Annotated in this window: 19 protein-coding genes; 10 read left to right on the top strand and 9 right to left on the bottom strand. The window is 72.3% G+C overall.

Translation table 11 applies throughout. The annotated features are described in order from the left end of the window. Nucleotides 1-53: 53 nt before the first annotated feature. Nucleotides 54-1,439 (top strand): GNAT family N-acetyltransferase, encoded by a 1,386-nt coding sequence (locus tag AB0C82_RS26430; RefSeq protein WP_362846664.1) that lies wholly within the window; start codon nucleotides 54-56, stop codon nucleotides 1,437-1,439. Here the strand turns inward: AB0C82_RS26430 and AB0C82_RS26425 are convergent. Further along, nucleotides 1,366-2,586: a PLP-dependent transferase gene (locus AB0C82_RS26425; protein ID WP_362846399.1), complete on the bottom strand. Its 1,221-nt coding sequence runs from the start codon at nucleotides 2,584-2,586 to the stop codon at nucleotides 1,366-1,368. The genes AB0C82_RS26430 and AB0C82_RS26425 overlap by 74 nt on opposite strands. Before the next feature lie 59 nt (nucleotides 2,587-2,645). Between AB0C82_RS26425 and AB0C82_RS26420 the strand changes: the two genes are divergently transcribed. After that, nucleotides 2,646-3,155, top strand: a complete 510-nt coding sequence (locus AB0C82_RS26420; RefSeq protein WP_362846397.1) for an Lrp/AsnC family transcriptional regulator — start codon at nucleotides 2,646-2,648, stop codon at nucleotides 3,153-3,155. Between the two features lie 48 nt (nucleotides 3,156-3,203). After that, nucleotides 3,204-4,889, top strand: coding sequence for a DUF885 domain-containing protein (locus tag AB0C82_RS26415; RefSeq protein ID WP_362846395.1), 1,686 nt, complete (start codon nucleotides 3,204-3,206; stop codon nucleotides 4,887-4,889). Between the two features lie 307 nt (nucleotides 4,890-5,196). On the opposite strand, the gene AB0C82_RS26410 is transcribed toward AB0C82_RS26415, so the two are convergent. After that, nucleotides 5,197-5,685 carry a rhodanese-like domain-containing protein gene (locus AB0C82_RS26410; protein WP_362846393.1) on the bottom strand — a complete coding sequence of 163 codons (489 nt, stop codon included), beginning with the start codon at nucleotides 5,683-5,685 and terminating at the stop codon, nucleotides 5,197-5,199. Between the two features lie 94 nt (nucleotides 5,686-5,779). Here AB0C82_RS26410 and AB0C82_RS26405 point away from each other — a divergent pair, with 94 nt between their 5' ends. Continuing rightward, nucleotides 5,780-6,226 carry an Lrp/AsnC family transcriptional regulator gene (locus tag AB0C82_RS26405; protein WP_362846391.1) on the top strand — a complete coding sequence of 149 codons (447 nt, stop codon included), beginning with the start codon at nucleotides 5,780-5,782 and terminating at the stop codon, nucleotides 6,224-6,226. Here AB0C82_RS26405 and AB0C82_RS26400 read toward each other — a convergent pair. From AB0C82_RS26400 to AB0C82_RS26390, 3 genes are all read right to left on the bottom strand, one after another. Next, entirely contained in the window at nucleotides 6,216-9,254 is a 3,039-nt protein-coding gene (locus AB0C82_RS26400) for an SMC family ATPase (protein WP_362846389.1), read from the bottom strand. The genes AB0C82_RS26405 and AB0C82_RS26400 overlap by 11 nt on opposite strands. After that, entirely contained in the window at nucleotides 9,251-10,417 is a 1,167-nt protein-coding gene (locus tag AB0C82_RS26395; protein WP_362846387.1) for an exonuclease SbcCD subunit D, read from the bottom strand. The genes AB0C82_RS26400 and AB0C82_RS26395 overlap by 4 nt, the downstream gene beginning before the upstream one ends. 125 nt (nucleotides 10,418-10,542) lie before the next feature. Beyond that, nucleotides 10,543-11,169: a YigZ family protein gene (locus AB0C82_RS26390; protein WP_362846385.1), complete on the bottom strand. Its 627-nt coding sequence runs from the start codon at nucleotides 11,167-11,169 to the stop codon at nucleotides 10,543-10,545. A 94-nt stretch (nucleotides 11,170-11,263) separates the two neighbouring features. On the opposite strand from AB0C82_RS26390, the gene AB0C82_RS26385 reads away from it, so the two are divergent. Both AB0C82_RS26385 and AB0C82_RS26380 read left to right on the top strand, forming a co-directional pair. Then, on the top strand, nucleotides 11,264-11,674 hold the full coding sequence (locus AB0C82_RS26385; RefSeq protein ID WP_362846383.1) for a CoA-binding protein: 411 nt from the start codon (nucleotides 11,264-11,266) through the stop codon (nucleotides 11,672-11,674). A 97-nt stretch (nucleotides 11,675-11,771) separates the two neighbouring features. Continuing rightward, on the top strand, nucleotides 11,772-12,593 hold the full coding sequence (locus AB0C82_RS26380) for an AAC(3) family N-acetyltransferase (RefSeq protein ID WP_362846381.1): 822 nt from the start codon (nucleotides 11,772-11,774) through the stop codon (nucleotides 12,591-12,593). A gap of 38 nt (nucleotides 12,594-12,631) precedes the next feature. Here AB0C82_RS26380 and AB0C82_RS26375 read toward each other — a convergent pair whose 3' ends face one another. Then, complete coding sequence (locus tag AB0C82_RS26375; protein WP_362846379.1) at nucleotides 12,632-13,204, bottom strand: XRE family transcriptional regulator; 573 nt, start codon at nucleotides 13,202-13,204, stop codon at nucleotides 12,632-12,634. 93 nt (nucleotides 13,205-13,297) lie between these two features. On the opposite strand from AB0C82_RS26375, the gene AB0C82_RS26370 reads away from it, so the two are divergent. Then, nucleotides 13,298-14,164, top strand: a complete 867-nt coding sequence (locus AB0C82_RS26370) for a DMT family transporter (RefSeq protein WP_362846377.1) — start codon at nucleotides 13,298-13,300, stop codon at nucleotides 14,162-14,164. Here AB0C82_RS26370 and AB0C82_RS26365 read toward each other — a convergent pair. Then, nucleotides 14,161-14,931 carry an acyltransferase gene (locus tag AB0C82_RS26365; RefSeq protein WP_362846375.1) on the bottom strand — a complete coding sequence of 257 codons (771 nt, stop codon included), beginning with the start codon at nucleotides 14,929-14,931 and terminating at the stop codon, nucleotides 14,161-14,163. The genes AB0C82_RS26370 and AB0C82_RS26365 overlap by 4 nt on opposite strands. A 140-nt stretch (nucleotides 14,932-15,071) precedes the next feature. On the opposite strand from AB0C82_RS26365, the gene AB0C82_RS26360 reads away from it, so the two are divergent. Further along, nucleotides 15,072-15,602: a gamma carbonic anhydrase family protein gene (locus AB0C82_RS26360; RefSeq protein ID WP_362846373.1), complete on the top strand. Its 531-nt coding sequence runs from the start codon at nucleotides 15,072-15,074 to the stop codon at nucleotides 15,600-15,602. A 106-nt stretch (nucleotides 15,603-15,708) separates the two neighbouring features. Here AB0C82_RS26360 and AB0C82_RS26355 read toward each other — a convergent pair whose 3' ends face one another. Both AB0C82_RS26355 and AB0C82_RS26350 read right to left on the bottom strand, forming a co-directional pair. Further along, nucleotides 15,709-16,374 (bottom strand): DedA family protein, encoded by a 666-nt coding sequence (locus tag AB0C82_RS26355; RefSeq protein ID WP_362846663.1) that lies wholly within the window; start codon nucleotides 16,372-16,374, stop codon nucleotides 15,709-15,711. Nucleotides 16,375-16,543: 169 nt separating this feature from the next. After that, nucleotides 16,544-16,981: a DUF4442 domain-containing protein gene (locus tag AB0C82_RS26350; RefSeq protein ID WP_362846661.1), complete on the bottom strand. Its 438-nt coding sequence runs from the start codon at nucleotides 16,979-16,981 to the stop codon at nucleotides 16,544-16,546. A gap of 108 nt (nucleotides 16,982-17,089) precedes the next feature. Between AB0C82_RS26350 and AB0C82_RS26345 the strand changes: the two genes are divergently transcribed. Next, entirely contained in the window at nucleotides 17,090-18,136 is a 1,047-nt protein-coding gene (locus AB0C82_RS26345; RefSeq protein WP_362846371.1) for a hypothetical protein, read from the top strand. A 55-nt stretch (nucleotides 18,137-18,191) separates the two neighbouring features. Then, nucleotides 18,192-19,565: an MFS transporter gene (locus tag AB0C82_RS26340; protein WP_362846369.1), complete on the top strand. Its 1,374-nt coding sequence runs from the start codon at nucleotides 18,192-18,194 to the stop codon at nucleotides 19,563-19,565. The last annotated feature ends 2 nt before the right edge of the window (nucleotides 19,566-19,567 follow it).

Genomic DNA, 19,567 nt, shown 5'->3' with positions numbered 1-19,567 from the left:
AAGCCGTTCGTGATCAGGCAACACCGCTCGGTCACAGTGAGGACATGACTGATGTGACAACCGCGAAGAGCGCACTCCGTACCCACCACTGGCGGCGGGACCTGATCGAGCTGGCGGCCCTGTTCACGGCGGTGGCCGTGGCCGACGCGATCGCCAACCTGATCGGGCACCAGCCCGACGGCCCTTATCTGCTCATCGCCTCGGCCGTGGCGCTCGCCGCCACGGCCGCGTTCCACACCTGGTGGGCACGGCGCCACAGCCACGCCCCGCCGGGCGCGGACGGTGACGCGGTGGTACCGGACGCCGGAACGGGGGCGGGGGACGAACTGGCCGTCGAGGACACCACGCTGTGGCGGATGCGCACGACCGTGCGCGACGCCCCGGGCAGTCTGGCCGCCCTGTGCATCGCGCTCGCCCGTTTCCGGGTGGACATCCTGACGCTCCAGACGCATCCGCTGGCCGTCGGAACCGTCGACGAGTTCCTGTTGCGAGCGCCCGCCACTCTGCAAGCGCAGGAGCTCACCCGGGAGATCTCCGCGGCCGGCGGCAGCTCCACGTGGATCGAGCGCGCGGACGCCCACGACCTGGTCGACACCCCGACCCGGGTCCTCGGGCTCGCCACCCGTACGGCACTGGACGCCGCCGAACTCCCCCTGGCGCTGCGTCAGCTGCTCGGCCGCTGCACCATCCACTCACTGCCCGCCGTCTCCATCACCGGCCGCCCCACCGGGGAGAGCGCACCGGTCGAAGGCGTGCTGGAGGAGACCGTGATGCGGCTGCGCGACCCGTCAGGCGGTGTCATCACCGTCGAGCGTCCGCACCTGCCGTTCACACCGACCGAGTTCGCCCGGGCCCGCGCCCTCGTGGAGCTCGACGCGCGGCTCGGCCCCCGCGTCCCGCGCAGCCAGGACGTCCTCACCCTCCCCGAGGGGAACGAGATCACCGTGCGTCGCGCGGACCGTGGCGACCTCGCCGCGGCCCGCGCCATGCACGACCGTTGCTCCGAGCGGACTCTCGCGCTGCGCTACCACGGCCCGGTCCGCGACGCCGGCCGCTATCTCGATCACCTGCTGAGCCCGCGCTTCGGCCGCACTCTCGCCGTGCAGACGGCCTCGGGCAAGCTGGTGGCGCTCGGCCACCTGCTCTGGGACGGCGACGAGACCGAGGTCGCCCTGCTCGTCGAGGACGACTGGCAGCGCCGCGGCATCGGCTCGGAGCTGCTGGGCCGACTGGTGGCGCTGGCCGTCGAGGCAGGCTGCGAGAGCGTCTACGCCGTCACCCAGGCCCACAACACGGGCATGGTCGCGGCGATGCGCGGGCTGGGGCTGCCCCTCGACTACCAGATCGAGGAAGGGACGCTCGTCGTCACAGCCCGACTGGATGCGTCTCCCGTCCGTTCGCTGCCGCCGTACGAGCGGGCCGACCGGACGGGTCGCTGAGCGCCTGGCACAGATCGGCCCACAGGTCCTCGACGTCCTCCAGGCCGACCGACATCCTCAGCAGCCGGTCTCCGACGCCGGCTGCCTGCCGGTCTCCCTCGGCCACGATGCGGTGGCTGATGGAGGCCGGATGCTGGATCAGCGAGTCCACGCTGCCGAGGCTGACGGCGGGAGTGATGAGCCGCACGGCGGCGATCACCCGGTGCGGGTCCCCGTACACCTCGAACGAGACCATCGCGCCGCCCACCTTCGGGTAGTGGACGCGGGCGATGCGCGGGTCTGCGGTGAGCCGCCTGGCGAGTTCTGCAGCACTGGCCGAAGCGGCCCGTACGCGCACGGGCAGGGTGGACAGCCCGCGCAGCAGCAGGTAGCCGGCGAGCGGGTGCAGTACGCCGCCGGTGGCGAACCGCACCTGGCGCAGGGTGGCCGCGAACTCCTCGTCGCAGGCGACGACTCCGCCCATCACGTCGCCGTGACCGCCCAGGTACTTGGTGGCGCTGTGCAGCACGATGCGGGCACCGTGCTCGACCGGCCGCTGGAGCACGGGGGTGGCGAAGGTGTTGTCGACGAGCAGCGGAACGGACCCGCAGGCGTGCGCGACGGCACGGATGTCCACCTCGGCGAGGGTCGGGTTGGCGGGGGTCTCCACCATCACGAGACCGGTGTCGGCGCGGATCGCATCGGCGATGCCCGCCGGGTCGGTCCAGGTGACCTCGGTGCCGAGGAGCCCGGCGCCCAGGAGGTGGTCGCTGCAGCCGTAGAGCGGGCGGACCGCGACCACGTGGCGCAGGCCGATGCTCGCGCGGGCCAGCAGGACGGCGGTGAGGGCCGCCATTCCGCTGGCGAACGCGACGGCGCTCTCCGTTCCCTCCAGCCGGGCGAGTGCCGTTTCGAAGCGGCCGGTGGTCGGATTGTCGAGGCGCGCGTAGACGGGCGGCCCGTCCGGCCTGGCGCCGGTGGTGGCGAAGGCGTCGATCCGCTCGGCCTCACCCCTCGAGTCGTACGAGGGGTAGGTGGTGGACAGGTCGAGCGGCGGGGCGTGCAGGCCGAGGGAGGCGAGGTCGTCGCGTCCGGCGTGCACGGCTTCGGTGGCCAGCGCCCGGGACGGGGGTGAGGTCCGGGGCGTCGTCGAGGCTTCGGTGTCCATGTCACCACTCTGAACAGCTGCCGGACCGAGGAGGAAAATGACCGTGTTACGTTCGGACCATGGCTGATTCTGTCGTTCTCGATCCGGTGGATCTGCACATTCTGCGCCTCCTCCAGAACGATTCACGGACCACTTACCGGGAGCTGGCCGCCGAGGTCGGGGTGGCTCCGTCCACCTGCATGGACCGGGTGACGCGGCTTCGCCGCTCCGGCGTCATTCTCGGGCACCAGCTGCGCCTCGACCCGGCGCGTCTGGGGCGGGGGCTGCAGGCACTGCTCCTGGTGCAGGTCCGGCCGCACCGCCGCGAGCTGATCGGCCCGTTCGTCGACCGGATCAGGGCGCTGCCGGAGACCCGTGCGCTGTTCCACCTCACCGGCCCCGACGACTATCTGGTCCAGGTGGCCGTGTCCGACACGGCGGACCTCCAGCGGCTGGTGCTGGACGAGTTCACCTCGCGCCGCGAAGTGGCCCGCGTGGAGACGCGCCTGATCTTCCAGCAGTGGGAGTGCGGGCCCCTGTTGCCGCCGGGAGCGCCGCCCGTGCCACCGCCCGGACAGCCGGTCGGCTGATTTCCGGCGGTGGTGACGCGGAGGCCCTCGTCGTACGAGGATGTCCGCATGTCAGACACTTCTCAGAGCGCGCTGCCCCGCCAGGTCGCCGACGCCTACGTCGACGCATTCATCGAACTCGACCCGATCACCGGTACGTATCTCGGTGTCGCCGAAAGCTCACGTCGGCTGCCCGACTTCTCGCCCGCCGGACAGGCGGCCCTCGCCGGCCTCGCCCGCGAGACCCTGAAGAAGCTGGACGAGGCCGAGAAGCTGCCGGGTGCGGACAGTGACGCCGAGCGCCGGTGCGGACGGCTGCTTCGCGAGCGGCTCACGGCCGAACTCGGCGTACACGACACCGACGAGGGTCTGCGGGTCGTCTCCAACCTCCACTCGCCGGCCCACAGCCTGCGAGGGGTCTTCACGGTCATGCCGACCGACACCGACGAGGACTGGGCCGCCATAGCGGACCGCCTGCGGGCCGTCCCGGCCGCGCTGGAGGGCTACCGGGCCTCGCTGGAACTCGGCCTGGAGCGGAAGCTGTACGGGGGGCCGCGCGCGACCGCCACGTTCGTCGAGCAGCTGACGGAGTGGGCGGGCGCGAACGGCTCCGGATTCTTCCAGGACTTCGTCGCCCCCGGACCCGACGCGCTGCGTGCGGAGCTGGAGGGCGCGGCAGGTCAGGCCGCTGCCGCGCTGACGGCGGTGCGCGACTGGCTGAGCGAGGTGTACGCCCCGGCGATCGAGGGCGCTCCCGACACCGTGGGCCGCGAGCGGTACGCCCGCTGGGCGCGTTTCTACAACGGCACCGACCTGGATCTCGACGAGGCGTACGCGTACGGCTGGTCCGAATACCACCGTCTCCTGGTCGAGATGAAGACGGAGGCGGAGAAGATCCTGCCGGGCGCGGGCCCCTGGGAGGCGCTGGCGCATCTCGATGTACACGGCAAGCACATCGAAGGGGTCGACGAGGTCCGGGCCTGGCTCCAGGAGCTGATGGACGAGGCCATCGAGGCGCTCGACGGCACCCACTTCGAACTCGCCGAGCGGGTACGGAAGGTGGAGTCCCACATCGCCCCTGCGGGCGGCGCTGCGGCCCCGTACTACACCGGCCCCTCCGAGGACTTCTCGCGCCCCGGCCGGACCTGGCTGCCCACGATGGGTGAGACCCGCTTCCCGGTGTACGACCTGGTCTCCACCTGGTACCACGAGGGCGTTCCGGGCCACCATCTGCAGATCGCGCAGTGGACGCACGTGGCGGAGAACCTCTCCCGCTACCAGGCATCGGTGGGTCAGGTCAGCGCCAACGCCGAGGGCTGGGCGCTGTACGCGGAGCGGCTGATGGACGAGCTGGGCTTCCTGCCCGACCCGGAGCGCCGGCTCGGCTATCTCGACGCGCAGATGATGCGCGCGTGCCGGGTGATCGTCGACATCGGCATGCACCTGGAGCTGGAGATCCCGGCGGACTCGCCGTTCCACCCCGGCGAGCGGTGGACCCCGGCACTGGCCCAGGAGTTCTTCGGCAACCACAGCGGGCGGCCCGCCGACTTCGTCGAGAGCGAGCTGACCCGGTATCTGTCGATGCCGGGGCAGGCCATCGGCTACAAGCTGGGCGAGCGTGCCTGGCTGCTGGGCAGGGAGAACGCCCGCAAGGCGCACGGCGACGCTTTCGACGCGAAGGCGTGGCACATGGCGGCGCTCTCCCAGGGGTCCCTCGGCCTGGACGACCTGGTGGACGAGCTGTCCCGGCTCTGATCGTCCGGCCCGGCCGCCCGCCGCGGCCGGGTCCGGCCCGGCCGGCGCCGTGGCTCGGTCCGCAGCCCTGAGCCCGGCCGCAGCCGGACGCAAATCCGCAGCCTGCGCGGAAGCCCGTGACCAGGGGCTCGTGGTCCGACATGGACCGCGCTCCGAGCCCGCGTGCCCCACTCGGCCGCCGTCTTCACCAGGCGGCGGCCGGGTCACGGTCTGCCCCTCGTCCGGCCGGTCGCCCGCGCACGAAGGGATGCGGTCCGGCCCGGGACCGGTCAGCTGCGGTCCGGGCTCGATGCCCGTGACTACGGGGTCAGCAGCCGCAGTCGTCGGAGTCGGCGGGCGCGGTGAGCGTGTCGGCCGAGCGCCGCTCGCGCCCCTCCCAGGTCTCGAACTCGAAGCCCTCGCGCGCCCAGTACTCGAAACCGCCGAGCATCTCCTTGACCTGGTAGCCGAGTTCGGCGAGGGCCAGTGCGGCACGCGTGGCGCCGTTGCAGCCCGGGCCCCAGCAGTACGTGATCACGGGCACGGCGGGGTCGAGCAGGTCGCCGGCCTGTTCCGCGATGAGGGCGGTGGGCAGGTGCACCGCGCCCGGGATGTGCCCCTGGTCCCAGGAGGCGGTGGACCGGGAGTCGATGACGACGAACCCGGGGTCGCCGTCCGCCGCAAGGGCCGCCGCGACGTCGGAGACATCGGCGTGGAAGGCGAGGGAGGCGCCGAAGTAGGCGGCCGCGGCAGCCGGCGAGGCCGGCGGGACGCGCAGGACGGGGTTCGATGCGGTGGCAAGCTGCTGTGAGGTCATGGCCAAAAATCTACGGGCGGTGATCATTTTGCGGAAGTAATGATCCCCGGCATACGTCTTGATCCGCCGGGGATTTCCCTGTTGTCTGGTCGGCATGACCGACTATTCCCCGGACGCCACCGACTGGCGCATCCTCGATGTCCTCCAGCGCGAAGGCCGGGCCTCGTTCGCCGACCTGGCGCGCGCCGTGGCGATGTCCCCGAGCGCGGTCACCGAGCGGGTCCGCCGCCTGGAGGAACTGGGGGTGATCAGCGGTTACGCCGCGGTGGTCGACCCCGAGAGGCTCGGAATGCCGATCCTGGCGCTCGTACGGCTGCGCTACCCGAACGGCAACTACAAGCCCTTCCATGATCTGACGGACGTGACGCCGGAGATCATCGAGGCCCACCACGTGACAGGCGACGACTGCTTCGTACTGAAGGTCACCGCCCGGTCCATGCGCCATCTGGAGGAGGTCACCGGCCGGATCGGCACGCTCGGCGCCGTGACCACCAGCATCGTCTACTCCTCCCCGCTCCCCCGGCGTCCGATCAGCCGCTGAGCCCGTCCGCAGTGCGGTGGCGCACCGCCGAGCCGTGCCGCTCCTTCACCACTTCGAGCTGGGCGGGGATGCGGCGGCGCAGATCGGCCACATGACTGACGATGCCTACGCTGCGATCGCGTTCCCGCAACGAGTCCAGGACGTCGAGCACCTCGTCGAGGGTCTGTTCGTCCAGGCTGCCGAAGCCCTCGTCGATGAAGAGCGTGTCCAGCCGTACGCCGCCGGCCTCGTCGGTGACGACGTCGGCGAGGCCGAGTGCCAGGGCGAGGGAGGCGAAGAAGGTCTCGCCCCCCGAGAGGGTCGCCGTATCGCGTTCCCGGCCGGTCCAGGAGTCCACGACGTGCAGACCGAGGCCGGCCCGGCGGCCTCCGGAGCGGGCGTCCGAGTGGACCAGGGTGTAGCGGCCCGACGACATCTTGTGGAGCCGGGCGGTGGCGGCCGCCGCGACCTGTTCCAGCCGCGCGGCGAGCACGTACGCCTCCAGGCGCATCTTGCGCTCGTTGTCCGCGGAGGTGCCCGCGGTCAGCCCGGCGAGCCGGGCCACCCGCTCGTACTCCCGCCGCAGCGGGCCCAGCGCGCGTACCTCCTCGGCGGCCCGGCGCGACAGCCGGTCGAGTTCGGAGCAGCGCTCACGGGCGGCGGCGAGCGCCGAACCGGCGTCCCGCAGCAGCCGCTCGGCGGTGTCGTGCGCGGTCTGCGCGGCGTCCGGAGCCGCCTGCGGGCGCTCTGCGGCGGCGCGGGCGTCCCGCTCGTCGAGCCGGTCGGCGACGGCGGCGGCCTCCGCCTGCCAGGCGTCGATCCGGTGCTGGAGGTCGCGGTGCTCCGAGTCGGTGAGGAGGGTCGCCGCCGCGACTGCGGGGGTGGGGAATCCCGCCTTGAACGCCGCGTCAGCAAGCCGGTCGTCGGCCTCCTTGCGCCGCTGTGCGGCGCTCTGCTCGGCCCGTACCGCTTCGGCCGCTTCGCCGAGCAGTCCGACCCTGCGTTCCAGCCGGTGGGCGTGGGCTGCGACCGTGGCCGACTCGCCGCGTGCGGCAATCAACTCCGCTTCCAGGGAAGCTTGTTCACGGTCGAGCGCCTCGCGCTGCGAGGTACGTGCGGCAGCGCGGCGCTCCGCCTGCCCGAACTGTTCGAGCCGCCCCGCGTGCTCGCGCTCGGCGGCGCCGAGCGCTTCCCGCGCCGCGTGCATACCGGCGGCCAGGCGGTGGGCCGAAGCGTGCTCCCCGGTCAACTCGGCGACCAGTGCGTGGAGTTCGGCGACGGAGGGGACGACGGCGTCGCCCTCCTCGCCCGGCTCCTCCGCCGCGTCCGCGCTCGCCGCCGCGAACCGCTCGCGTACGGAGCCGAGTTCGCGCTCCGCCTCGGCGCGCACCGCTTCGGTACGGCGGTGCGCGGTGAGCGCGGCCTCCTCGGTGGCCCGGTCCACATGCCCGTCTCCGGGCCGTGCCGGGTCGGGATGCTCGGCGGAGCCGCAGACCGTGCATGCCGCACCGTCGACCAGACCCGCGGCGAGCTCAGCCGCGATGCCGCGCAGGCGCCGTTCCCTCAGGCCCAGCCAGTGTTCGTGTGCCGCGAGGGCCCTCTCACGGGCCTCGGACAGCCGCTCGGCGGCGTCCGCCGCCTCGACGGCGAGCGCGTCTCGCCGTCGGGCCGCCTCCAGCCTCCTGCGCGCGGGAGCAAGATGGCCGGCCAGCTGCTCCGCGCGGGTCGCCGCCTCCTGCGCGCCCTCGATGCGTTCCCGCAGTCCGAGGCGGGTGGCTTCCCATCCGGCGAGCCAGTGCCCGGTGTCCTGGATCAGTTCGTCGTCGGCACGCGACTGCCGTTCGAGGGCGGCCCGTTCGGCGTCGATCTCCGCGCTGCGGCGCTCCGCCCGGCGCGCCGCCTCCAGTCCGCCCAGCTCCTGGCGGAACCGGCGTTCCAGCGTGGCGAGTTGGTCGGCGCCCGCGTCGGCCAGGTCCGCGGGCAGCCGGCCCCGTGCACGCTCGCGTTCCTCGTTCGCCGCACGGTACGCGCGCTCCGCCTCGTCACACAGGTCGAGCGCGGGAGCGACCAGCTCGGCCTTCCGCCCCCGTTCCAGGCGTTCGGCACACCGGTCCCGTTCGGCGCGGCCCGCCTCGAGAGCGGCGGCGCGGCGCCCGGTCTCCTCGTACCGCTGCTGGAGCCTGGCGAGCTCGCGTTCCGCGTCGAGCCTGTGACGGGCGGCCGCCTGGCGGCTCTCGGCGGCGGTGAGGGCCCACTCGGCGACCGTGAGCCGTTCCCGTGCCCCGGCGCGTGCCACGGCGGCCCACTCCAGTACACCTTCGGCCAGGCCCGGGTCGCCGGGCTGGGCCTCGGGCAGCGGCCGTTCCCGGCCGGCGGGCCCAGCGGCCTGCGCGATCCGCTGGGCGAGGCCGACGATCTGTTCGTCCCCGGCCCTGACCTGCGCCTCCGCGCCACGCCGCAGCTCCGCGAGCCGGTCCTCGACCGCCGCGAAGCGCCGGGTGTCGAAGAGTCTGCCGAGCAGCCGGCCGCGGGCCTCGGCGTCGGCACGCAGGAAGCGCGCGAAGTCGCCCTGGGGCAGCAGGACCACCTGGCAGAACTGTTCCCTGCTCATCCCGATGAGCTCGGTCAGCTCCTCACCGATCTCCTGGTGCGAGCGGCTGAGTGCGCGCCAGCCGTCGTCCGCGCCGTACTCGCGCAGCCAGCTCTGCGCCTTCTCCGTCGTGAAGCCGGTGCCCTTCTTCTTCCGGCGCGGCTGGGCCGGGCGCCTGGTCACCTCCAGACGGCGTCCGCCGACGGTCAGCTCCAGGCGGACCTCGGTGGTCAGTCCTTCCGGGGCGTGATCGCTGCGCAACGAGGTCCCAGGGCTCTGCCGGGCGCCGGGCACGGCCCCGTACAGGCCGTAGCAGACCGCGTCCAGGACCGAGGTCTTCCCCGCGCCCGTCGGGCCGTGGAGCAGGAAGATGCCGGCCGAGGAGAGCGCGTCGAAGTCGACCTCCTGGGTGGCGCCGAAGGGGCCGAAGGCCGTGATCGTCAGCCGGTGGAGCCTCAACGGGACACCTCGTGCACGCCGTCGTCCACGCGTACGTCGTCGAAGGCGGAGCGCAGCACCGAGCGCTCCTGCTCGTCCGGTCCGCTGCCGCCGCGCACGTGGGCCACGAAGTCCTCCGCGATCTGGTGGTCGTCGCGCCCTCTGAGGCGCTGTGCGTAGGAGGCCGAGGGGTCCTCGGGGGTCCGCTCGGGGTCGAAGACCAGGCTCAGGGTGTGCGGGAAGCGCTCCGTGAGCCGGGCCATCGGGTCGTCCGGGCGCACCGGGTCCGTGAGGGTGGCCTCGACCCAGGACTCCTGGTGCCGCTCGTGGCGGGGGTCGTCGAGCAGGGTGTCGAGGCGTCCGCGGAGCCGGGCGAGAGGGCGGGGCACCGGGCAGTCGATCCGCTCCGCGGCGACCGAGCCTTCCGCGTCGAGGTCGACCAGCCACATGGTCTTGCGGTGATCCGCCTCGGAGAAGGAGTAGGCGAGCGGGGAGCCCGAGTAGCGCACGCGCTCGGTGACGCGCTGGCTGCCGTGCAGGTGTCCCAGGGCCACGTAGTCGACGCCGTCGAAGACACCTGCGGGCACGGCGGCGACCCCGCCGACGGTGATGTCGCGTTCGCTGTCGCTCGGTTCACCGCCCGCGACGAAGGCATGGGCGAGAACGACCGACCGGGTCCCGGCGGGCCTGGTGGCGAGGTCGGCGCGCACGCGTTCCATGGCGGCCGTGAGGACGGCCTCGTGACCGGCCTTCGCGGCGCCGAGCGTGTCTTTGACGAGGGCCGGTTCCAGATAGGGGAGCCCGTAGAACGCCACCTCACCGTCCGCGTCGCGCAGGACGACAGGGGCGCCGCAGCTCTCGGGGTCGGTCCGCAGATGGATGCCGGCCCGGCCGATCAGGCCCGCGCCGACACCGAGCCTTCGGGCCGAGTCGTGGTTCCCGGAGATCATGACGGTCGGGACGCCTTCGGCGGCGAGCCGGTGCAGCGCGTCGTCGAACAGTTCGACGGCGGACAGCGGCGGAACGGCCCGGTCGTAGACGTCTCCGGACACCAGGACGGCGTCGGCCCCACGCTCGCGCACCGTGGCCACGAGGTGGTCGAGGAAGGTCCGCTGCGCGTCGAGCATCGGAACGCGGTGGAGTGAGCGCCCCAGATGCCAGTCGGAGGTGTGCAGAATCCTCAAGAGATCACTCCGACGGCTACGACCTGCATGTTCCTCTTCCTCCACCCGGGGCGGACCCGTGATCCCACGAGCAGCACCGACCACGCTAACGCCGGTGGCCCCCGGAACCCGCATCAATCACGGATTCAGGCGTCTCCGTACGCTTCCCCGCCGAGTTCGAGGGTGGCGCTGCCCGCCGTGGCATCGGCCAGCCAGGCCGTGAATCCTTCGACCTCGGAGTCCGGCAGCCCGATTTCGATGGTCACCGCCTCCGCGTATGTGACCTCGCGCACGGCGCGGCCGGTGGCCCGCAGATCGTTCTCCAGCTTGCCCGCGCGCTGGTGGTCCACCGTGACGGTCGCCAGCCGGAAACGTCGGCGGGTGATCGTGCCGAGCGCGTCGAGCGCCTCGCCCACCGATCCGCCGTACGCCCGGATCAGACCACCGGCACCGAGCTTCACGCCGCCGTAGTAGCGGGTCACGACCGCGGCCACGTACCGCACCTCGCGGCGCATGAGCATGTGCAGCATCGGAACGCCCGCCGTACCCCCGGGCTCCCCGTCGTCGGACGCCTTCTGCACGGAGGCGTCGGCGCCGATCACGTACGCGAAGCAGTTGTGGGAGGCGGTGGGGTGCTCCTTGCGTACCCGTGCGACGAAGTCCTGCGCCTCCTGCTCGGTGGCGGCGGGGGCGAGCGCGCAGATGAAGCGCGAGCGGCTGATCTCGGTCTCGTGCACGCCCGCACGGGCGACGGTCCGGTACTGGTCCTGCATCCGGCCACCCTATGCGCCGCTCGGCCGGGGAATCCCCGGCGCCTGCCGTAGGTTGCGCAGTCAGTCAGTATTCGCGTCCGCAGGAAGGCACGGCATGTACGGCGACCAGGACACCATCCGCAAGATACTCACCGAGTCCGGCGACGTCTGGGCCGTCGTGGGGCTGTCGTCGAACGAGGGGCGGGCGGCTTACGGCGTCGCGAGCGTGCTCCAGCGGTACGGCAAGCGGATCGTGCCCGTGCACCCCAAGGCCGAGACCGTCCACGGTGAGCGGGGATATCCGTCCCTGGAGGCCATTCCCTTCGACGTCGACGTGGTCGACGTGTTCGTGAACAGCGAGCTGGCGGGCGGGGTCGCGGACGAGGCCGCGGCCATCGGTGCCAAGGCCGTCTGGTTCCAGCTGGGTGTCGTCGACGAAGCCGCCTACGCGCGTACCCGCACGGCCGGGCTCGACATGGTCATGGACCGCTGCCCCGCGATCGAGATTCCGCGTCTCGGCCGGTAGGGCCGGGCCACGGGGTGGCCGGATGTGCGGGGTATCGCCCGCGGGGCCGCGTGGTGAGAATGCGTCACGTGCGTACCGACGACGGGGTCAGAGTCCGGTGAACGCCGCCCACGACCGAGCCGGGCTGGCCGAGCAGCTGCGCCGGCTCGGTGTGGAGCGCGGTGGTGCGCTGCTGGTCCATGCGTCGATGCGGGCCGTCGGCAGGGTGGACGGCGGGACCGGCGCCGTGGTCGGCGCGTTGCGGGACGCGCTGGGCGCGGACGGCACGCTGGTGGTGCCGTCGTTCACACCGGAGAACTCCGACACCTCGCGTCACTACCTCCACCTGGTTCACGGACTCACCGACCGCGAAACGGAGGCGGTCCGTGCCCGGATGCCTCCCTTCGACCCCGCCGCCACGGCCGCACCGTCCATGGGCCGTCTCGCCGAGGCGGTCCGGCTGACTCCGGGTGCCGTGCGCAGCAACCATCCTCAGACCTCGTTCACCGCCCTCGGCCCTCTCGCCGGCCCGCTCACCGCGCACCACCGGCCCGACTGTCACCTCGGCGAGGACTCGCCCCTGGCCTTCCTCTACGAGGCCGGGGCTCAGGTACTGCTGCTGGGTACGGGCTTCGGCTGCTGCACCGCCTTCCACCTCGGCGAGTACCGCGTCCCCTCCCCTCCACGGCGCACGTACCGCTGCGTGGTGGACACCGGGAACGGCCGCCACTGGTGGGAGTACGAGGACGTGGTCCTGGACGACAGCGAATTCCCTGCCCTGGGAGCCGAGTTCGAGCGCACGGACGCCGGTGCCGGTGCCGGATCGGCGGTACGCACCGGATCGGTGGGGTCGGCAGTCGCCCGCCTCTTCCGCTTCACCGACGCGGCCGACTTCGCGACCCGCCGGCTGACCTCCCGCCGCGGGCCGGCGCCGGCGTGATGCGGGCAGGTATCCGCGCCGCGTGGCGAGTTCACCGCTCAGCGAGCAGGAGGGACCGAGACCGCCATGGTGAACTCCGCCGGCCGCGTTCCTTCGTTGCGGTAGGCGTGCGACAGATGGGCCTCGAACGTCGCCGAGGTTCCGGCGGGCACCACGTGCGGTTCGCCGTCGACGACCAGCGTCAGTTCGCCCTCCGTGACGTGGAGGAGCTCGACGGTTCCTTCGGGATGCGGATCGGAGGTGCTGCCCTCGCCCGGCATCAGGCGCCAGGACCACAGCTCCAGAGGGCCCGCGGCCTCCGTGCCGACCAGCAGGGTGGTCGAGCTGCCCGCCTCGGTCGACCACATGCGTACGGCCTGGTCGGCGGGGACGAGCCGGACCTGCGGGCCCTGCTCGTAGTCGAGCAGGGTGGTGATGCTGACGCCGAGGGCGTCGGCGAGCTTGACGGTGGTGCCGACGCTGGGGTTGGTCCGCGCCTGCTCGATCTGGATGATCATGCCGCGACTGACCCCGGCGCGGGCTGCCAGAGCGTCCAGGGTGAAGCCGCGCTCACCCCGCCACCGCTTGAGATTGCGGGCCAGCGACTGCGTGAGCTGATCGAGGTCAGACACATTCCGTCCAATATTCTGGATGACAGAGTTCAAAATACTGCACTACGGTGTGGTGCACCGAACCGTTGACCGCACTGTACTGCGAGGCACGTCATGACAGCTCTGTTCGCCCTGGCCACCAGCCTGCTGTGGGGGCTGGCCGACTTCGGCGGCGGGCTGCTCACCCGGCGTACGCCCGCACTCACCGTGGTGGTCGTCTCCCAGTCGATCGCGGCCCTCGTGCTGGGCGGCATCGTGGTGGCGACCGGCGCATGGAGCGAGGCCGACGGCCGGCTGTGGTTCGCGGTGGCCGCGGGCGCGGTCGGCCCCGTCGCGATGCTCAGCTTCTACAAGGCGCTGGCGCTCGGACCGATGGGCGTCGTCTCCCCGCTCGGCTCCCTGGGTGTGGCCGTGCCGGTGAGCGTCGGGCTGGTCGTGGGAGAACGGCCGGGGCTGCTCCAGTTCGCCGGCGTCGCCGTCGCGGTGGCGGGCATCGTGCTGGCGGGCGGGCCTGAGCTGCGCGGAGCGCCCGTGCAGCGCCAGGCGGTGCTGCTGACGCTCCTGGCCGCGTTCGGATTCGGCGCCGTGATGGCGCTGATCTCCGAGGCGTCCACGACGGTCACCGGGCTCTTCCTCGCCCTCTTCGTCCAGCGCCTCACCAACATCGCCGTCGGCGGCACGGCCCTGTACGTGTCGGTGCGCCGGGGCGGCCGTGCGCTGCCCGAGGAGGGCGGCCGGGCGGTCGTCCTCGCTGCGCTGCCCGCGCTCGCCTTCGTCGGCCTCGCCGATGTCGCGGCCAACGGCACGTACTCGATCGCGGCCCAGAACGGCCCCGTCACCGTGGCCGCCGTACTGGCCTCGCTCTACCCGGTGGTCACGGCCCTGGCCGCACGCGGGGTACTGGGCGAGCGGCTACGGGGCATCCAGGCGGCCGGGGCGGGCCTGGCCCTGGTGGGGACGGTGCTGCTGGCTTCCGGCTAAGGGCTGTCCACGGCCTCGGACACCTCAGGCGTCGTTGGCCGCAGCTCGGCCAGATACCGCAGTTGTTCGGGCGTGACACCGTCAGGGATCGGGACCGGAGCCGGTGTGCGCAGCGGGGGCTGCCAGCCCTTCTCGGGATCCCAGCTCCGTACGACCCGGGCCGGCGCGCCTGCCACCACCGCGTGGTCGGGGACCTCGCCCCGGACGACCGCGCCGGCGGCGACCACGACGTTGCGGCCGAGCCTGGCGCCGGGGAGGATCACCGCGCCGGTGCCGATCCAGCAGCCCGGGCCGATCACCACCGGTTCCATGCGCGGCCACTGCCGGCCGACGGGCTCGTGCGGATCGTCGTAACTGTGGTTGGTCGAGGTGATGTAGACGTACGGGCCGCAGTACGTGTCCGGTCCGATCGTCACCGTGGTGTCGGCGATGACGTGACTGCCCCGGCCCAGCACGACGCCGTCGCCCAGGGTGAGTACGGTCTCCGAGCCCAGGTCGAGATCGGGCATCAGGCCGGCCGTGAGCGTGACCTGCTCCCCGATGATGCAGTGGTCGCCGAGCTCGATCCACGCCTCCCCGAACACGGTTCCCTGCGGGAACGCCAGCCGGGTCCCGGGTCCCATCCGGCGGAACCGAAGCCGCCCGGGGTGCTGCGCGGTGACCGCGCCCGTCTCCTGCACCCAGGCCCAGGCACGGTGGACGGCCCGGGACAGGAGGCTGCGCCGCCGGGCGGCGAGCGAGGAGAACGTGTTTCTGTTCGTCGGCACGCGACACACGGTAACGGCCTGGGCGGGAGCCGGTCGGCGCCCCGGTCTGTGATGTTCACCCCACCACCGACGGCCGGGCGGGCGTCGCCTACCGTTCCACCGGAGCGACCGCACCACACCGGAGCACGGAGGAGCAGGCCATGGCTGAGCAGGCGTTGATCATGGGTATGGGCGGCAAGGAGCCGGCGATCGACGCGGACGCGTTCGTGGCGCCGACCGCCGTCGTGATCGGTGAGGTCACGATGAGCGCGGGTTCCAGCGTCTGGTACCACGCGGTGCTGCGGGCGGACTGCGGCCCCATCAGCCTTGGCCCCGACAGCAACATCCAGGACAACTGCAGTGTCCACACCGACCCGGGCTTCCCGCTCACCGTCGGCGCCCGGGTCTCGGTCGGCCACAACGCGGTCCTGCACGGCTGCACCATCGAGGACGACGTCCTGGTGGGCATGGGCGCCACGGTGCTCAACGGCGCCCACATCGGCACCGGCTCGCTGGTCGCGGCGCAGGCGCTCGTGCCTCAGGGGATGCGGGTGCCGCCGAACTCACTCGTCGCGGGGGTGCCCGCCAAGGTCAAGCGGGAGCTGACCGCGGAGGAGCGCGAGGGCGTCAGGTTCAACGCGGTCGGTTACGTGGAGCTGGCCAAGGCCCACCGCCGGCAGCACGAGGGCTGAGACCGGGCGGATCCGGCGAGCCGGACGCCCGGCCGCCGGGGCGCCGGTCCGCTCGTCGCTGTTCGGCTCGGCGGCGGGTCAGCCGGCGTTGACCAGTCGGCGTTGATCAGTCGGCGGCGGGCACGGTCACCGGCTCGGGTGCGGGAGCGGCTGTGTCACCGCTCTGCGCCGCGGCCTTCTTGGCCCGGTTCTTGAGCACGAGCATCGACGTCACGCCGATGAGGACGGCGAGCACCAGGCCCAGCCACGAGAAGCGCTTCAGCCACGCCTCGGCGACGACTCCGACGGAGTAGATGACGGCCGTCGTGCCGCCCGCCCAGAGGATGCCGCCGAAGACGTTGGCGATCAGGAACTTCCAGTACGGCATGTGCAGGACGCCCGCCAGCGGGCCGGCGAAGATGCGCAGCAGCGCCACGAAGCGGCCGAAGAAGACCGCCCACATGCCCCACTTCTCGAAGGACCGCTCCGCCATGGCGATCTGGGCCTCCCCGAAGTGCTTGGGGAACCGGCCGCCGAGCCAGGCGAGCAGAGGCCTGCCTCCCCTGCGGCCGATGGCGTAACCGATCGAGTCGCCGATGATCGCTCCGGCCGAGGCGCAGACGCCGAGCACCACCGGGTCGATGTCACCGTGCTGCGAGGCGAGGAGCGCCGAGCTGACCAGGATGATCTCGCCCGGCAGCGGAATGCCCAGGCTCTCGAGTCCGATAACGATCCCCACGAGGAGGTAGATGCTGACCGCGGGAACGGTCTCGAGCCACTCCTGGACGTGCAACGCCGGTTCCTCCCGTACAGGTGCCGCGACCGCGCTCCGCGCAGCCACTCACCGCCCACCGCGCGCCTCGGTGGCGCACGGCGCGCAGCCTACCCGCCCCCGGCAGCACTCAGGGCCGTCGCGCCCCCGTGACGGGATGCGCGACGGCCCTGTCGGGCGGAGCCGGTGGTCAGCTGTTCGGACGCAGCGTCCAGACGACGGTCATCTCGGCCGTCACCGCGCCGTCGGCGCGCCGGATCTCGATGGCGACCGGGAACTCGGGCCGCTTGCCCTCGTCGAGTTCGGCGACCACCTCGGCGGCGGGCCTGCCGAGGGTCGCGGTCGCGGTGACCTCGCCCATCGCCAGCTTCTTGTAACCGATCTCCGCCGACACGGCGAGCGGCACGGCGCGCGACATCTGGTCACCGAAGGCGGCGATGACGATGGCTCCGCTCGCGGACTCGGCGAGCGTGAACATCGCTCCGGCGTGCGGTCCGCCGACGTGGTTGTGGTAATCGGCCTGGTCGGGCAGCCGGACGACCGCGCGGTCCGCGGTCGTCTCCAGGAACTCCAGGTTGAGGGTCCTGGCCATCGGGACCGTCGCGACGAGCATCTCGCCGACTGTCATCTGTTCAGCGCTCATGCACCGCAGGTTACTCACGAGTAGGGGCGTTTGGCCATCCCGTACGGGGGCGGCCGTAGCAGCGGTGGCGCGTCCCCTCTATGGTTACTGGCCATGTGGCCAGGACAGCAGCCGCCCGGGGGCGAGCAGAACCCGCAGGACCAGAACCAGAACCCGTACCAGCAGCCGGGGTACCAGCAGCCGAATCCCTATCAGCAGCCGGGATACCAGCAGCCCGGGCAGCAGCCCGGGTACCAGCAGCCGGGTCAGCCGGGGTATCCGCAGCCCAATCCGTACCAGCAGCCGACCGTGCCGCAGTACGCCGTTCCGGGCTCGCCCGGCGGCCCGCAGGGCGACGACAGGAAGAAGACGACGATCGTCGCGATCGTCGCCGCCACCGCGGTCGTCGTGACAGCGGTCGTGACCGGTGTGATCGTGCTCGGCAAGGACGGCGAGAAGGACGGCAAGAGCGTGGCCGACGGCAAGAAGCCGTCCGCGTCGGCCAAGCCGTCCGAGGCCACGTCCGCTCCGGCCGAGAATCCGCGGGGCGGCAGCGACGCCAAGCCGCTGATCCCGGGGTGGAAGGTCGTCACCAATCCCAAGTGGGGTACGCAGTTCGACGTTCCCGGTGACTGGGAGGTCGCGAGTTCGACCGTGATCTCCGGCTTCGAGGACGTCAAGAACCCCACGGGACCGCCCGCCGTCGGCTTCTCCGCACCCGCCTACTACAAGAGCAAGTGGTGCATCGACGACGCCGACAAGGACGGAACCAAGGAGGACACCGGCCTCGCGGGCGTCGGCACCAAGGGCGCCCAGGGTGCGAAGAGCACCGACGAGGCCGCCCGGAACGAGGCGGGCAACTGGGTATGGGCCCCCTACGCCCAGGAGGAGCCCAAGGGCACCGTCAAGGTCGCCAAGTCCAAGCCGTACACCACCAAGTCGGGTCTCTCCGGCAGCGTGGCGACGGCGACCGCGGCGAACGTCTCCAAGAAGAAGAAGTGCGACACCGACGGCAAGTCGATCGCGTTCTCCTTCAAGAACGCCAAGGACGAGTACTCGACCTGGGTCCTGTACGCCAACGCGGGCGTCGACGACGAGCTTCCGGACACGACCATCCAGCAGATCCTCAGCACGGTGCGGCTGGCGGGGTCCTCGTCCTGAGCCTCACCCGTCGGTCGATTTGTCGGAGAGGGGGTCCGGTGGCGATAGTCCACTGGTGACCTCCGCCTCCGAACCCTCCGCCCCTGCCGCCCGCCCTGTCGGTGCCGGCCGCAACTACGGTCTGCTGACGGCCGCCGCGATCATCACGAGCCTGGGTACCCATGGCGCGCTGATCGCGGCGGCGTTCGCCGTTCTGGAGTCGGGAGGGGACGGCGGCGACGTCGGACTGGTCGCCGCCGCCAGGACGGCGCCGCTGGTCCTCTTCCTGCTCATCGGCGGTGCGGTGGCCGACCGCCTGCCGCGCCACCGGGTGATGGTCGCCGCGAACGCCCTGAACTTCGTCTCGCAGGCCACCTTCGCCTGGCTGGTCCTGACGGGCGATCCCCAGCTGTGGCAGATGATGCTGCTGACCGCGCTCTGCGGCACGGGGCAGGCGTTCTTCAGCCCGGCGGCCGAGGGCATGCTGATGTCCAGCGTCGACGCCGAGCACGCGAGCCGGGCCTTCGCGCTCTTCCGGATGTCGATGCACGGTGCGGCCATCGGCGGCGCGGCGCTCGGCGGGGCGATGATCGCGGCGATGGACCCGGGATGGGTGCTCGCCGTCGACGCCGCCGCCTTCGCCGTCGCCGGGGCCCTGCGGGCGTTTCTCGATGTGAGTCACATCCCGGTGCGCGCGGCGGGCGGCGGCCTCCTGTCCGATCTGCGCGAGGGCTGGGTGGAGTTCAGCGGCCGTCCGTGGCTGTGGGCGATCGTGGCGCAGTTCTCCGTGGTCGTGGCGGTCGTCGCGGCCGCCGAGTCCGTGTACGGGCCCCTGGTCGCCCGGGACGAACTGGGCGGCGCGGCGCCCTGGGGCTTCGCGCTCGCCGCGTTCGGCGTGGGGACCCTGGTCGGGGCCGTGCTGATGATGCGCTGGAAACCACGGCGGCTGCTCCTGGCCGGAACCCTCTGCGTGTTCCCGCTGGCTCTGCCGTCGGCTGCGCTGGCGGTGCCGCTGCCGGTGTCAGGACTGGCCGCGGTGATGTTCGTCAGCGGCATCGCCATCGAGGTGTTCGGCGTCTCCTGGATGACGGCGATGCACCAGGAGATCCCGGAGGAGAAGCTGTCACGGGTCTCGGCCTACGACTGGTTCGGTTCCGTCGCCATGGTGCCGCTGTCCACCGCGGTGGCCGGTCCGGTGGAAGGACTCGTCGGCCGCAGCCAGGCGCTGTGGGGGTGCGCGGCCCTCGTCGTCCTGGTGACCGCGCTCGTGCTGCTCGTGCCGGATGTACGCAATCTGACGCGGCGCACGGGCGGCAAGTCCCTGGTGGGAGACGCCGTGAAGCTCCCGGCCCCGGGGCCGGCCGCGGCTGCCCCGGCCCGAGCGGCCCTGGCCTCGGCCGACGCGTCGGTCAGCGCATCGGTGAGTGCGCCGGACGACAACGCCGGCTGACG

The organism is Streptomyces sp. NPDC048560, assembly GCF_040650955.1.
Taxonomy (GTDB): Bacteria; Actinomycetota; Actinomycetes; order Streptomycetales; family Streptomycetaceae; genus Streptomyces.
The sequence above is the reverse complement of the archived record's forward strand: the minus strand, read 5'-3'. Positions and strand labels throughout refer to the sequence as shown.